Genomic DNA, 12,145 nt, shown 5'->3' on the forward strand with positions numbered 1-12,145 from the left:
TGTACTAAATAGACAAGACTATACTAAAACCACAACACTATATAAAGAAATCAGGGATATTCGATGCCAAATGTAAAGAGCAGGCTGATACAGGCCTCAAAGGATAGAACAAGAGACTTCATCAAACCCCAGTACCTCACTCAAGGGACAGATATCTCAAAGATAGAGGCAGGAAGAATACTATCAAGTTTAGAGAAAAAAGGCCTGCTAGAAAAATGGAGCAAATCAACAGGCAGAGGAGGAACCACCTACAAAATCAAATATCAAAAACAAGATATAGAAAAATTAGATAAAAGAGATAGCTGGAAAAGTAATTCTGATTAGCTTAAACTGTCCATAATCGCAAAATTAAAAGCATGCAAGTCGACATATAATATATGTCAGATGAAACTGAGCGAGTAAATACTACTACCAATCCTATATCTGAAGAAAAAAGAGATCAGTTGAAGAAAATTTTTCCTGAAGTATTTGAAGAGAATAAAATTGATCTAGAGAAGCTTAAAGCAATAATTGGAGAAGAAGACTTATCTGACAGTGATGGATACTCCTTAAACTGGACAGGTCGAAAAGAAGCAATAAAAAATATCCAAGAACCTAGTAAAGGAACTTTGACGCCTAAAAAAGAACGATCTGTAAACTTTGAGAACTCAGAGAACATATTGATTGAGGGCGAGAATCTGGAAACTTTGAAGCTTCTAAAGAAGAGCTACTCAGATTCAGTAAAAATGATTTACATAGACCCTCCTTACAACACTGGGAAAGATTTTGTTTATAACGACGATTATAGCGAAAATCTTCAGAATTATTTGAAGAAGACTGGTCAAATAGACGCCGAAGGTAATGAGCTAACCACTAATAGAGAAACAGACGGAAGATTCCATTCAAATTGGCTCTCAATGATGTATCCTCGCTTATTTGTAGCAAGGAGTCTGCTTAAGGAAGACGGCGCCATTTTTGTTAATATAGATAATAACGAGTTTCATAATCTCAAGTTCATGATGGACGAAATATTTGGAGAGGATAATTTCGTCACAACGTTTGTATGGCGAAAACGGAAGGGCGGAGGTAACGATTCAAAATACATCGCTATCGACCATGATTATATTCTATGTTATGCTAAAGACAGCGAGAGCCTTCCTGAAGAGTGGTATGTAGCATATGAAGAAGAATACCTAGAAAGGTACAGCGAGGAAGATGAAAAAGGGAGGTTTTATTGGGATACTATTCAAAGACCAGGACTACAGAACGCAATAGAATACTCTGTAGAAGCTCCTAATGGCAAAGAAATTAATATGCAGGCTCAAATTTCCAAAGACACCTTTGAGGACCTTAGGGAAAAAGGCGCTATACGATTTACGGAAGATGATGACGGAGATTGGAGCATTCAGAGAAAAATCTACAAGCCTAAAGGCAAAACTCCAAGATCAATTCTTCTTGATGCTGGAACTAATAGTGACGGTAAAGAGGCTGTTAGAGAACTTTTTGAAGGGAAAGACGTATTTGGAGATTCATCGCCTAAACCTCCTCAATTGCTACAAAAACTCATTGATATAGTTTCTGAAGAAGATGAAGATGGATTAATGATGGACTTCTTTGCAGGCACGGGCACCTTAGGAGAAGCTGTACTTAGGCAGAACAAGAAAGATGGGGGAGATAGAAACTACATAATGGTTCAGCTGCAGAAAGAGTTAGAGGAAAAGTTTGAACTAGAGAACACTATTTTAGAAACAGTATCAGATATCGCAAAAGAGAGGATGCATAGGTTGCATGAAAAATTTGAAGATATAGACTCAGGTGTTAAAATATTCAGACTTGAAGAATCAAACTACAAAGTCTGGAACGACCTCAGTTCTGAAGATTCCTCAGTTGACGATGTTAAGAGACAGATGAAGCTGTTTGAGAATGCACTAGTAGAGGACTACGATGATGAAAATGTCCTCTATGAAATTCTGCTTAAAGAAGGAATGAGCTTAAACGCCGAGCTTGAAAGAAGATCAGACAGACCGCTTTACGAAATCAAAGACGAAGATGAAACATTCTATGTAAGTCTAGATCAAGATATAGGTGAGGAAATAGTAGAAGGCCTTGAATACGGCCAGAACACGGTTCTAATATGCCTAGACAACGCTCTTGATGATGACGAGAAAATAAACCTCTCTAACAAACTCAGGCTGAAAACAATTTAGGTGGTAAAATGGAGTTTGAATTTGACCCCAATATAGACTACCAGCTAGAGGCTATAGACTCTGTTTTAAACTTATTCTCTGGAGATAGATCGCAAGGCAACAGCATTGCAAGCAGTAAGAATCAATCAGTAGTCGGATATAGATCAGTGCCCAATGAACTGAATCTTTCTGATAAAGAGATTTTAAATAATCTGAAAGAAGTTCAGCAAGAGAATGAGCTAGATCCAGATGACTCTCTAGAAGGAATGAATTTTACAATAGAAATGGAAACAGGAACAGGAAAGACCTATACCTATCTGAGGACACTACTTGAACTGAATAAGGAATATGGAATGCGGAAATTCATAATAGTAGTTCCCTCTGTGGCAATTAAAGAGGGTGTTCTAAAGACACTGAGACAGACTAGGTCTCATTTCCAGAACCTCTATGAGAATACAATATACCGTTTCTACGAATACGACTCTAGCGATTTAAGCAAATTAAAGCAGTTTTCTAGGAGCAATGAAATTGAGATAATGGTTATGACTATCCAGTCCTTCAGAGACGAGGATAGAAACGTTATTAACAACCCAAATGATAGAACTAACGGCAAGAAGCCTATTCAACTTATTCAGGAAACTAACCCTGTAGTGGTATTAGATGAGCCTCAAAACATGGAAACAGATAATTCTAAAGAGGCATTAGCAAGACTCAATCCGCTGTTTAAATTAAGATACTCTGCAACGCACAGAAATTACTATAATCTCCTATACCGTTTAGGGCCTGCTGAAGCATATCAAAGAGATTTAGTAAAGAAAGTAGATGTTCTCTCAGTGGTTGAAGACGATGATCACAACAATGTTCTAGTCAAAGTAGTAGAAATAGACAGGTCTTCCCGAGGAATTAGAGCAGAGCTAGAAATATACAAAGACTACTCTAACGGCGTAAAAAGAAAGACAACTAAGGTCTACCAAGGTGATGACCTATACGAGAAGAGTAATGGACTAGAAGAATATAGAGGGTTTGAAGTAAGTGATATAGACCTCAGATACAATACTATCACTTTTGAAAATGGCGTTTCCCTGGATGAGGGGGATGTTCAAGGACTCAACAGAGAAAAATTAATGGAAACCCAGATAGAAAAAACCATAGAAGAACACTTCCGAAAACAGGAAAAGTTAGAAGACTATGGCATCAAAGTGCTATCTCTGTTCTTCATAGATAAGGTAAGCAACTATATAGGGGATGAAGCATTTATCAGAGAGACCTTTGAAGAAAAGTTCAACGAGTTAAAGAACAGAGATGCTAGTTATGCGGAAAGATTTGAGAATTATAATGCCGAGGAAGTCCACGATGGATACTTCGCTAAGAAGGATAACGGAGAATACTATAGTGATAACTCCACTAGCTACATGAGAAACGATAAAGACACTTATGACCTCATTATGAAGAATAAGGAACGTTTGTTGTCTTTCGATGAGTCAACACAGTTTATTTTCTCACACTCTGCGTTAAGAGAAGGATGGGATAACCCTAATGTATTCAATATCTGTACTCTAAACGAGAGTTACTCTAAAGTTAAGAAACGCCAAGAAATAGGGAGAGGTGTTAGAATACCTGTAAATCAAGATGGAAAAAGAATATTCGAATCAGAAAATATCCTCACAGTTATCGCAAATGAAAGCTACCAAGACTTTGCTTCTAAACTACAGACAGAATATGAAGAAGAATATGGAAGTGAAGAATCTGCACCACCAACTCCTCCGAGAGATCGAGTAGAATACGGCCTCAAGGATAAGAGCGAAGTAGATGACGATGTTTGGGATGATTTTGAAGAACTTTGGAACAGGTTATCTAAAAAGAGCAGATATGAAGTAGATTTTGACACACAAAAATTCCAAGAGAAGTGTATTAACCGTATAAATGACATAGAAGTAGAAGAAATCAGATTAAGAATTCAAAGAGGTACTATAGAACACAGCGATGAGGGTATTGATTCGAGACAGTTAGGAGAAGGACAAAGAGATTTAGGTAACGAACTTACAATACGAAATTTCCTTGAAAGAATTTCTGATCAGACCCAGATAACAAAGGCTACTATCGTTGGTATTCTAGAAGATGTAGAGAACCTAGACTTACTATTTGAGAACCCTCACCAGTACGTAAACTCTATTATTGATGTTTTGAACAGAGTGAAGAAAGAGATCATCGTTGAAGATATAGAGTATTACGAGGTTGAAGACTCTTACAGCGTATCAGACTTTGAAGATGAAAGAGAAGGATACAGAGATAACCTTGTAGAAGTAGATAAGTCTGTCTATTCCTACGTGGAAACCGACTCACAAGGTGAAGAAGAGTTCGCAGAGCGTCTAGATAGTGATGCAAGAATAAAATTCCTAATTAAACTTCCTAGATGGTACAAAATTGATACACCTGTAGGAATGTACAATCCTGATTGGGGTCTAGCAGTCGAAGACAGAGATGAACATCAAGAAATTGAGAAGAAGCTATATCTAGTTCGAGAAACTAAAAAAGGCGACTTGGAAAACTTGAGGCCTAGTGAGCACAACAAGATAAAATGCGCTAAAAAGCATTACATTGAAATTTTCAGCGATCATGATGACTCCAATTATGATGTTTACAATGTACAAGGCGGCGTAAATGTAGAAGAACTGATAAATTAAGGACTTTTGTATGGATATAACAAACAGTTTGCGGTATTAAATACCTCTATATCTATTTTCATTATCTTCATAGAGTTGATATAAGTAAAGTATAGCGCCTATTAACAGAATATAGAAAGCCACATCTGAAGCCAACAGAAACATGTCAAATATCTCCTTAAGGGGGAACAACATCTCATTATGACCTAATTCAGCAAGTAATAGAGCTATTACTACAAAAAATAATGTTGCTTCAACCAGCTTCATAGGGCTTTCAATCAGTTCATTGATTAACTGATCTATAGGATTATCTTTTCTGTTCTGTCGATTTTTCACAAAGTAAATTTTATGGATTTACACATCTAATTAATATATCATGTCTTGGTCTGAGCCTAAAGAGCGAGTTCTTGCTAAATTCGATAGATGGGAGAGAAAAGCTAGGAGGGAGAATTCTGATACACTGGCTAACATTTTAGAAGATCAGAAGAGCTCTGAAGAATAAAAAAAGAGAGTAGAGTTACTTTTCAAGTGCAGCTTCGCAAGTTAGTGCTTTTCTTCCTTGAAATGCTGTGTTCTCACACCATCTTTGAGTTGCCTCGTTGAACTCTTGATCTGTCAGATCTTTCTGTTCTTCCATTCTTTATTTTCACCTCCTTTAACCCATACTAATGTGTGAGATTGGTTTAAAGGTTATGCTTTGTTTTACAAGACTCTTAACCAAAATAGTTAACTAAAAAAGGTAGAATCGCTCAATAAAAGATTTAGACAGACAGGCTATCCTTTAAGTTTGACAAAAGAGATTAGTTACAGTTATATGTAACTCGGGGCAATAGATGGCAGAATAGGGCCGCCAAAGATTTTTCAGCTAGACTATAATCTAACCATTCATCTGCTCCTCCACTATTCTCTCTGCTTCTTTTTCGAGTCTACCATCATCTAAGCCTATTTCTTTCTCTATCATATTTGTCTTCAGTTTCTCTTTTGCTTCACTGACTTGGAATTCTTTCACTAGATCTCCCGTTGATAGAGCCTTCCCACATTTGCGGCACACATCAGCTTGGAACGAGTTTATCTCTTCACACCGATGGCATTCCGCAGGAGTCAACACCTTGCTCTCACGCTCAGTGTTATCTACCTCCTGAAGGTTGAGATGTTCCGCTACCCCATGTTCGACATCCTCTTTTGCAACTCTAGCATAATATGCTACCGTAGGACTACCAGGAACCCAGTTCATGTGCTTACATATCCATGCCTCATTCTTTCCTTGTCTTATCCAATAGACTGTTCTACCCTTTCTAAAGGCATGAGGATTTGTTTTAATTTTCCTTGGAATATCGGTTTTTTCTCTAGCCCTAGACAGTATTTCAGCAGCACCATTAGCAGAATACTGTTCATCTGAGTGGCTAGAGCGAAACACAAAGGTATCTGGCTCATCACTTCTAGAATCCTTCTCTAAAAGATCTCTCATAAATGGTAGTGCCTCGGCCATCGGAACGCTATGGTCGCCTCCCGTCTTTGTATCTCTGAATATTACTTTCCCGATCTTACTAGAGAAATCAACATCTCTCCATTTTAGGCCTAATATCTCACCATGTCTACCTCCCGTACTCCATAAAAGCATGATATAGGCCTTATCAATTACTCTAGGAGCCTTTTCAACCAATGCTTTAACTGTCTCAGGCAGAGGTAGTCGATCAGGTTCAGTATAGTCATTTTCCCTAGTCAGAGTGAAGTTGATTATATCTTCTCCCGAAAAATCGTCTTCTACCTGTAGCTCTTCTTTGTACACCTCAATGTAATCAGTGTACATCTTTCTTACGCTCTTCTTGAACTCTCTTTTAGACTCGGTAGCATAGGAATCACCGTTCTTTTTACATAATTCTCCTGTGTTTAGCTCTCCTATTAGTTCAGCCATTCGAGTCTTATTCACATCTTCTATATTCCAGGACGTGTATACAGATATCTTCTTCCAGTCTTGAAGGTACCTGTTTATTCTTGTCTTCGAATGGTCTTTGTTCCGCATGAAGGTCAAAAAGCTAGGAAAATTAGAGTTACCTTCTATTAGAATTTTCTTGTCTCTTTCAGAAATCTGAGAATGGTTTCTTATACTGGTTTTCTGCCTTTGTAGTGTTTGTGATGTATTGTGGATATCGCCTTGTGTCATATTTCACAGTTCTCCACCCACATTTAACTTTGACCGAATTGGTTCACAAAAGCAGAAGAGCCCCGAGAGGGATTTGAACCCTCGGCCTGCCCCTTACAAGGGGGCCGCTCTAGCCAGACTGAGCCATCGAGGCGGAGTTTGTAGGAATGTTGGTGGTGTTAACTGTTAAATATGGTTGGCCGTCGGTTTATTTAACTGATCTGGCCCCTTTTCTTGGTATGGAGGCTTTTGATTTTTCAGGCCATGAGCTGGTTATCGGTGTTATTGTTGTCGGTGCGGCTCTGGCGGGTTACGGCGGTTTTTTCATGATGCATCAGGATGATATCTCTACTTCAGGTGATGATGTGGAGTATGAGACGGTGAATGCTACTATTTCTTCTACTGATCTGGCAAGTATTTCAACCGGGAACGGTACTGTGTACAGGCCTGAGGCCTCTTTCACGTATACTTTCAATGGCTCCCAGTATTCGAGCAACAATGTTTTTCCTACTGAGAGGCGTTTCCAGTATCCTGCTGATGCTGAGGATCAGATCGATGATTTCAGCGAGGGCGATCAGATTACGGCCTATATTCAGAAGGATTCTCCTGGAGAGGCCTTTTTGAGAAAACCAGAGTAAAGCTCTGATACCAGCGCATTAGTTTTTCTAACATCCCGATACGTCATTTTTAAATAGTTTCACCGATGAGTAGTAGTTATGAGAGGAGAGGAAAATCTTGAGCCGGGCCTGCGTAATGAGATTACTTCTATTTGCCGTGAGACTGCGAAGACTTTTGATATGACGTGGAATGGTTCCAGGTGGAAGTGTGAGGTTACCGAGGTCAAGGTGTCTGATGAGGGCGTTAAGCGGTATGGTTTCTACGTCAATGATAAGAACTCTGATAAAGAGTATCAGGCGAAGGCCGTTATTGAGAACAATGATACTGCTAGCTGGGAGATTGAGGAAGTTAACTAATTTGAATCTTCAAGGCCTTTAGTTTGTTGTAATGGATAATTTCCGGATTACTTCTGAGTTCAGTGAAGTTGAATCATACGAGTTGGAAGGCGATAAGGTTGCTGTAGGTTTCAGGCCTTCCGGCGAGCTTCACGTCGGCAACTTGCTGAGTATTGGTTATGCCGCGGTGATCGCCGATGAACTGGATTTTGAATTAGACTTGTGGTGTTGTGATACTGACTGGAGCGCACACATCCACGAGCATCATCAGCCGGAGAACAACAAAGTGATGAAGCTGTTCTTCCAGAGAGACTGTGAATGTGGCAAACACGAGAATGTTGCCCATCACAGAGTTGATGAGATCAGGGGTTTTCTGGACGGCCTTGAATCAGAGACTGTTGATGTAGAGGTTAATTTTCTGTCTGATTACCGTGAAGAGTCTTATCTTGAGGCCTTGCGGAATGTTTTGAATAATATCGATGGTTTTGATGAGATCTTTGGCGGCGGTTTCAGGAGGAGGTATCGTAGTCCTGTTACCGGTGTATGCAGTGAGTGTGGTTTTTCTCATGCGAAGGGTTCGGCCTATTCCCGAGAATGTGATGAATTGGTGCATTCATGCTGGAATCCTGACTGCAGCCAAGGTTTTTCCTCCACTCCTTTGAGCGGAGGTATTGGTGTTTATTATCTGGTTGATCCTGTGCGTGATCCTGGCCGGGATGTTGCTGTGCATGTTTTCGGCGGCGACTACAGGGATGCGGAGAAGGGTCAGAAGACTTCCAAGGTGCTTAAAGTCGCGAGAATCACCGACCTTGCATGCGGAGAGACGCCAGCCTACTTTCTTGGGCCTTTGATTGCCGACGAGGCTACCGGTAAACCTCTTTCCAAGTCAAAAGATACCGGTCGCACCGTTTCTGAGATAGATGATCTGGAGGAATACGGCAGAGAGATAGCTGTAAAGGTAAGAGAATGGTTGAATGAAGAGAAAAGATTTGTGTCGCAGGCTGATCTCTAGGTTACGTCAACGTCTGCGTCGTCAACTCCGTCTGGGCCTCGGTTCTTGACTTTTTTCTCCTCTTTGTCCTTCAGCCTGTAGACGTTGATGCTTCTTGTGCAGTCTGGACATTCGATCCACCAAGGCCTTGAGTCCAGTTCCTGTTCGCCTTCGAAGACGTTCTGGCAGTAAGGGCATTCGATCTCGTAGAAGTACATTTCGTTGTCGTAGGAGAACATTTTGACGTATCCGGTTTTCTCTCCTTCGTCGTTCTCAATTTCTCTGTTTGTTGCGTACTCGACGCGATCGTATTCAATCTCCTTTTCCATCTGTATCACGTAATTTAGTATTCAAGTAGTTTTAAGTTTTCCAGCGGAACTTTTTAGTACATCATATACTCGTAGACCATCTGGATTTCCTCATCGTCAACCTCTATCTCTATCTCTTCAAGGCCTTCATGAGGGAAAAGTGCTTTCTCTATTCCGAGAACTTCCTTTGGCTCGTCGAACTCAAGTTCCTTGATGTCCGGGTTGAACCTTTTCAGCATTCTGAGATCCCAGTCGTCGCCGCTTGAAAGAATTCTGAGGTCGTAGCCATCGATTGTTGCGAGAAAGGCCTTTACCAAGTCTTCCTTTGACTCGATTCTGCAGTATACCTGTTCCTGTACTGGTCTTCCTTTGAGGCCTTCTCTCTCCTCTCCGTCAACCCAGTATTTTTCCACTCCTGGAAGTCTCTCGATGAGGGCCGGGTTTTCTACCTCTGCGATTACATGGTCTTCGTTGATTTCTGCGGTCTCTGCGCGTTTCTCGAGGTTTTCAACCAGTTGTTCTGGTTTCTCAGTTGGTTTTATTTCTACTTTCATGTTTACCGTTGGCCCGGCAAAGCTTTTATTTCAGGACTGTAAAGTCTCTCTTTATGCTGTTCGACAATAGAGGTAATTCTGACTCTAAAGAGGAAGAAGTATCTATCAGTCCTGCACAGGATTCGAGTTCCCGGAGCAGAGATAACGAGACCGAGATTAACCGTGGAAGAGGAAGTTCGAATACTAGTTCTTCCGGTAGCTCCGGAGGCAGCGATGACGGTGGGATTGCGATTCCCAGTGCATCTGGCGATGGAAATGCAGTAGATGAGAGCCAGGTTTCCCTGGAAGATATTCACGAGCAGAATAAGAAGATTATAGGCCTTCTGGAAAGTCTTACTTCTAATGAGAGTTCTGGAAGCGCCGGTAAAGAGAGCGATGATAAGTTGAAAGGTGATATAGAGAATGAGCTACTATGATAACGTTAAAGATTCCGTAAAAGATGAGAAAAAGAAGGCTAAAAGCTCCAGCAGCGGTGGTGGAGGCGGAGGTTCAGGTAACTTCTCCACTCTACGTGAGGAGGCCGAGAAAAATGCTGATAAACAGGAAAATGATGATACACCGATTGAGGTTCTAGAGGAAGGGGGTCTGAGCCAGAACTCAAGTAGTTCAGGTTCCAGCAGTTCCTCCAATCCTATGACTTCGCAGGCCTCTCAGAGTTCTGATAGTTCTTCAGGTTCTGTTGATGCTTCAGGCCTTGAGAAGAAGTTGGATAAGATTATTGAGCAGAATGATAGGATGATTGAGATTCTTGAGAGCTTCGGTAACTAGAGCTCTTTAATCATTCTTTCTCTCCTGGTTTCAAACCCTTCATTTCTGTAAAGTTCTTTAGCTGAATTATTGGCCGTGTCCACTTCCAGCTCCACGCTTTCAAATCCTCTTTCACGGGCCTCTTCCTCTATCCTGTCCAGTAGCTGTGTTGCGTAGCCTTTTCTTCGGTAGTCAGGTTTGATGTAGATATCGTTTATTTTCAGGTAGTCGCCTCTTGAGAAAATAGGTGCTGGACTGTCTTCTGTTGCTGTGATAAGGCCTATAAGTTCATCTTCGTGCTCGGCGACGAGTGTTGGATCATTGCTTTCTATCTTGTCCTCTCGCCACTCCACAAGATCATCTTTGTCCAAGTTGTCTGATAGCTCGTTGATCTCTGCTGTCTCTTCCATTTCGCGGGCTAGAGGTAGCCAGAGCTCTTCAACTATCTGCTTTGCTTCTGATGCTTTGGCAGGCCTTATTTTCATTATACAATTTCCACGGAGATTTTCTTTCTGCCGCTGGAGTCTTTGGATACTGCTCTTTCTTCTCTGAGGACGAACTCTATTTCAAGTTCTCTGTATTCGTCTTCCTCTTCGAACTCCATGGTCAGCAGGTTGTCCTGGTTAGGTTCAATACGTACTTCTTCCTTTCCGCGGAAGCTAAGGCCTACTTCTCCATCTCTTATTTTATCTGCAAAGCTTTCCAGAAAATTTGCAAGTTCATCGTTTGAAAATTCAAAGTCGAGGTCAAGTTCCCTGCTGGCCATAGAAAAAATAGAATGGTTAAGAGTTTTATTTGTAACTGAAGAGTGTCAATCAATCTTCGCTCATCAGTCGCTTTGAAAGGTAGTGCTCCTTGTCTTCTAGCTCTCTGATTGCTTCGATACCGAAGAAGTATGCCACCATGATCATCAGGAATCCTAGGTATGCTGGCATTAGATCAGCTGAGTACCTCATCGGGTAGAGCACTGAAAACAGTAGCAGTGATCCAAGGATGAATAGCGTGAAAGAGATTCCTACTTCAGCATTCAGAGTTAGCTTCGGGAGGCCGAAAACATCTTTCTCCCGTACCTTATTTTCTTCGCTCATAAAATTATTGCACCTTAAAGATCATTTTCGAAGGCCTTGATTTAAAGCTTTTCAGCTATAGATCCTGAACGTCAACGTTTCTTTCTCTGCGGTTGAAAGCCGACGGCAGGTGAATATGATAGGTTCCTTCACGTTTCTCGATAACAAGCGGCACCTCTTCCAGAAGACGGGATACATTGATGTTGTAGACGCCTTCTTCCTCGACTTTTATTGATTCAAGGTCGAACTCGATGCTGATGTTGCCTCTCTCCTTTTCACCGGCAGCAACCATCTCCTCAATATCAGACTTAACAAGCTCTTTCTCCTCCTCAAGCTCATCCTCAGAAGTATCTACCTCGTTCTCATACATGAAAAGAGATGAACCACATTCACATCCGGAAATGAGCTCTTCAGAATCCTCATCATAAGTCTTACCGCAGTTCATACATCTGTGAGGCATTCAAAACTCGCCTCCGTGAGTTTTTGCAAGTCCGAAACCTTTCAGGTTTCTAGGCTGCAAAAGGCCAAGAAGGCCTTTGATTCCAGAAACTCGG

16 protein-coding genes and 1 tRNA gene are annotated in these 12,145 nt (G+C 41.0%); 8 read left to right on the top strand and 9 right to left on the bottom strand.

Features of this window, described 5'->3' with window-relative positions; genetic code table 11:
* Nucleotides 1-63 precede the first annotated feature (63 nt).
* Genes HBNXNv_RS03995 through HBNXNv_RS04005 form a run of 3 tightly spaced genes read left to right on the top strand, consistent with a single transcriptional unit; the run spans nucleotide 64 to nucleotide 4,849 of the window.
* Nucleotides 64-324 (top strand): hypothetical protein, encoded by a 261-nt coding sequence (locus tag HBNXNv_RS03995; protein ID WP_347720394.1) that lies wholly within the window; start codon nucleotides 64-66, stop codon nucleotides 322-324.
* A gap of 53 nt (nucleotides 325-377) precedes the next feature.
* Nucleotides 378-2,186, top strand: a complete 1,809-nt coding sequence (locus HBNXNv_RS04000; protein WP_347720395.1) for a site-specific DNA-methyltransferase — start codon at nucleotides 378-380, stop codon at nucleotides 2,184-2,186.
* A gap of 8 nt (nucleotides 2,187-2,194) precedes the next feature.
* Nucleotides 2,195-4,849, top strand: coding sequence for a restriction endonuclease (locus HBNXNv_RS04005; protein ID WP_347720396.1), 2,655 nt, complete (start codon nucleotides 2,195-2,197; stop codon nucleotides 4,847-4,849).
* Nucleotides 4,850-4,885: 36 nt separating this feature from the next.
* Here the strand turns inward: HBNXNv_RS04005 and HBNXNv_RS04010 are convergent, their stop codons facing one another.
* From HBNXNv_RS04010 to HBNXNv_RS04020, 3 genes are all read right to left on the bottom strand, one after another.
* A complete protein-coding gene (locus tag HBNXNv_RS04010) occupies nucleotides 4,886-5,095 on the bottom strand; it encodes a hypothetical protein (protein WP_347720397.1) in 210 nt (69 codons plus the stop codon).
* Nucleotides 5,096-5,705: 610 nt separating this feature from the next.
* Nucleotides 5,706-6,992: a tyrosine-type recombinase/integrase gene (locus HBNXNv_RS04015; RefSeq protein ID WP_347720398.1), complete on the bottom strand. Its 1,287-nt coding sequence runs from the start codon at nucleotides 6,990-6,992 to the stop codon at nucleotides 5,706-5,708.
* Nucleotides 6,993-7,050: 58 nt separating this feature from the next.
* Nucleotides 7,051-7,125 (bottom strand) — tRNA-Thr (locus HBNXNv_RS04020).
* Between the two features lie 85 nt (nucleotides 7,126-7,210).
* Here HBNXNv_RS04020 and HBNXNv_RS04025 point away from each other — a divergent pair.
* From HBNXNv_RS04025 to HBNXNv_RS04035, 3 genes are all read left to right on the top strand, one after another.
* Entirely contained in the window at nucleotides 7,211-7,609 is a 399-nt protein-coding gene (locus tag HBNXNv_RS04025) for a DUF3592 domain-containing protein (protein ID WP_347720399.1), read from the top strand.
* Between the two features lie 78 nt (nucleotides 7,610-7,687).
* Nucleotides 7,688-7,945, top strand: a complete 258-nt coding sequence (locus HBNXNv_RS04030) for a hypothetical protein (protein ID WP_347720400.1) — start codon at nucleotides 7,688-7,690, stop codon at nucleotides 7,943-7,945.
* Between the two features lie 31 nt (nucleotides 7,946-7,976).
* On the top strand, nucleotides 7,977-8,936 hold the full coding sequence (locus HBNXNv_RS04035; RefSeq protein WP_347720401.1) for a nucleotidyl transferase family protein: 960 nt from the start codon (nucleotides 7,977-7,979) through the stop codon (nucleotides 8,934-8,936).
* Here HBNXNv_RS04035 and HBNXNv_RS04040 read toward each other — a convergent pair.
* Both HBNXNv_RS04040 and HBNXNv_RS04045 read right to left on the bottom strand, forming a co-directional pair.
* Nucleotides 8,933-9,244 (bottom strand): hypothetical protein, encoded by a 312-nt coding sequence (locus HBNXNv_RS04040; RefSeq protein WP_347720402.1) that lies wholly within the window; start codon nucleotides 9,242-9,244, stop codon nucleotides 8,933-8,935. The genes HBNXNv_RS04035 and HBNXNv_RS04040 overlap by 4 nt on opposite strands.
* A gap of 53 nt (nucleotides 9,245-9,297) precedes the next feature.
* On the bottom strand, nucleotides 9,298-9,777 hold the full coding sequence (locus tag HBNXNv_RS04045) for a hypothetical protein (RefSeq protein ID WP_347720403.1): 480 nt from the start codon (nucleotides 9,775-9,777) through the stop codon (nucleotides 9,298-9,300).
* A 53-nt stretch (nucleotides 9,778-9,830) separates the two neighbouring features.
* Between HBNXNv_RS04045 and HBNXNv_RS04050 the strand changes: the two genes are divergently transcribed.
* Both HBNXNv_RS04050 and HBNXNv_RS04055 read left to right on the top strand, forming a co-directional pair.
* Entirely contained in the window at nucleotides 9,831-10,193 is a 363-nt protein-coding gene (locus HBNXNv_RS04050) for a hypothetical protein (protein ID WP_347720404.1), read from the top strand.
* Nucleotides 10,180-10,545 carry a hypothetical protein gene (locus tag HBNXNv_RS04055; protein WP_347720405.1) on the top strand — a complete coding sequence of 122 codons (366 nt, stop codon included), beginning with the start codon at nucleotides 10,180-10,182 and terminating at the stop codon, nucleotides 10,543-10,545. Before HBNXNv_RS04050 ends, HBNXNv_RS04055 begins: the two co-directional genes overlap by 14 nt.
* On the opposite strand, the gene HBNXNv_RS04060 is transcribed toward HBNXNv_RS04055, so the two are convergent.
* From HBNXNv_RS04060 to HBNXNv_RS04075, 4 genes are read right to left on the bottom strand one after another with little or no spacing between them, the layout of a single operon-like run.
* Complete coding sequence (locus HBNXNv_RS04060) at nucleotides 10,542-11,009, bottom strand: GNAT family N-acetyltransferase (RefSeq protein WP_347720406.1); 468 nt, start codon at nucleotides 11,007-11,009, stop codon at nucleotides 10,542-10,544. The genes HBNXNv_RS04055 and HBNXNv_RS04060 overlap by 4 nt on opposite strands.
* The gene (locus tag HBNXNv_RS04065) at nucleotides 11,009-11,290 is read right to left on the bottom strand and encodes an amphi-Trp domain-containing protein (RefSeq protein WP_347720407.1); all 282 of its coding nucleotides are present in this window, start codon (nucleotides 11,288-11,290) and stop codon (nucleotides 11,009-11,011) included. Before HBNXNv_RS04065 ends, HBNXNv_RS04060 begins: the two co-directional genes overlap by 1 nt.
* A gap of 49 nt (nucleotides 11,291-11,339) precedes the next feature.
* Entirely contained in the window at nucleotides 11,340-11,612 is a 273-nt protein-coding gene (locus HBNXNv_RS04070; RefSeq protein WP_347720408.1) for a hypothetical protein, read from the bottom strand.
* A gap of 55 nt (nucleotides 11,613-11,667) precedes the next feature.
* Nucleotides 11,668-12,051: a Zn-ribbon domain-containing protein gene (locus HBNXNv_RS04075; protein WP_347720409.1), complete on the bottom strand. Its 384-nt coding sequence runs from the start codon at nucleotides 12,049-12,051 to the stop codon at nucleotides 11,668-11,670.
* Between the last annotated feature and the right edge of the window lie 94 nt (nucleotides 12,052-12,145).

It is taken from the genome of Candidatus Nanohalovita haloferacivicina (assembly GCF_029232205.1).
GTDB classification, from domain to species: Archaea; Nanohalarchaeota; Nanosalinia; order Nanosalinales; family Nanosalinaceae; genus Nanohalovita; species Nanohalovita haloferacivicina.

Excerpts from the sequence above, each read along its gene's own strand:
- HBNXNv_RS03995 (WP_347720394.1), top strand. The coding sequence starts at position 64 with ATGCCAAATGTAAAGAGCAGGCTGATACAGGCCTCAAAGGATAGAACA.
- HBNXNv_RS04000 (WP_347720395.1), top strand. The coding sequence starts at position 378 with ATGTCAGATGAAACTGAGCGAGTAAATACTACTACCAATCCTATATCT.
- HBNXNv_RS04005 (WP_347720396.1), top strand. The coding sequence starts at position 2,195 with ATGGAGTTTGAATTTGACCCCAATATAGACTACCAGCTAGAGGCTATA.
- HBNXNv_RS04010 (WP_347720397.1), bottom strand. The coding sequence starts at position 5,095 with ATGAAGCTGGTTGAAGCAACATTATTTTTTGTAGTAATAGCTCTATTA.
- HBNXNv_RS04015 (WP_347720398.1), bottom strand. The coding sequence starts at position 6,992 with ATGACACAAGGCGATATCCACAATACATCACAAACACTACAAAGGCAG.
- HBNXNv_RS04025 (WP_347720399.1), top strand. The coding sequence starts at position 7,211 with ATGGAGGCTTTTGATTTTTCAGGCCATGAGCTGGTTATCGGTGTTATT.
- HBNXNv_RS04030 (WP_347720400.1), top strand. The coding sequence starts at position 7,688 with ATGAGAGGAGAGGAAAATCTTGAGCCGGGCCTGCGTAATGAGATTACT.
- HBNXNv_RS04035 (WP_347720401.1), top strand. The coding sequence starts at position 7,977 with ATGGATAATTTCCGGATTACTTCTGAGTTCAGTGAAGTTGAATCATAC.
- HBNXNv_RS04040 (WP_347720402.1), bottom strand. The coding sequence starts at position 9,244 with ATGGAAAAGGAGATTGAATACGATCGCGTCGAGTACGCAACAAACAGA.
- HBNXNv_RS04045 (WP_347720403.1), bottom strand. The coding sequence starts at position 9,777 with ATGAAAGTAGAAATAAAACCAACTGAGAAACCAGAACAACTGGTTGAA.
- HBNXNv_RS04050 (WP_347720404.1), top strand. The coding sequence starts at position 9,831 with ATGCTGTTCGACAATAGAGGTAATTCTGACTCTAAAGAGGAAGAAGTA.
- HBNXNv_RS04055 (WP_347720405.1), top strand. The coding sequence starts at position 10,180 with ATGAGCTACTATGATAACGTTAAAGATTCCGTAAAAGATGAGAAAAAG.
- HBNXNv_RS04060 (WP_347720406.1), bottom strand. The coding sequence starts at position 11,009 with ATGAAAATAAGGCCTGCCAAAGCATCAGAAGCAAAGCAGATAGTTGAA.
- HBNXNv_RS04065 (WP_347720407.1), bottom strand. The coding sequence starts at position 11,290 with ATGGCCAGCAGGGAACTTGACCTCGACTTTGAATTTTCAAACGATGAA.
- HBNXNv_RS04070 (WP_347720408.1), bottom strand. The coding sequence starts at position 11,612 with ATGAGCGAAGAAAATAAGGTACGGGAGAAAGATGTTTTCGGCCTCCCG.
- HBNXNv_RS04075 (WP_347720409.1), bottom strand. The coding sequence starts at position 12,051 with ATGCCTCACAGATGTATGAACTGCGGTAAGACTTATGATGAGGATTCT.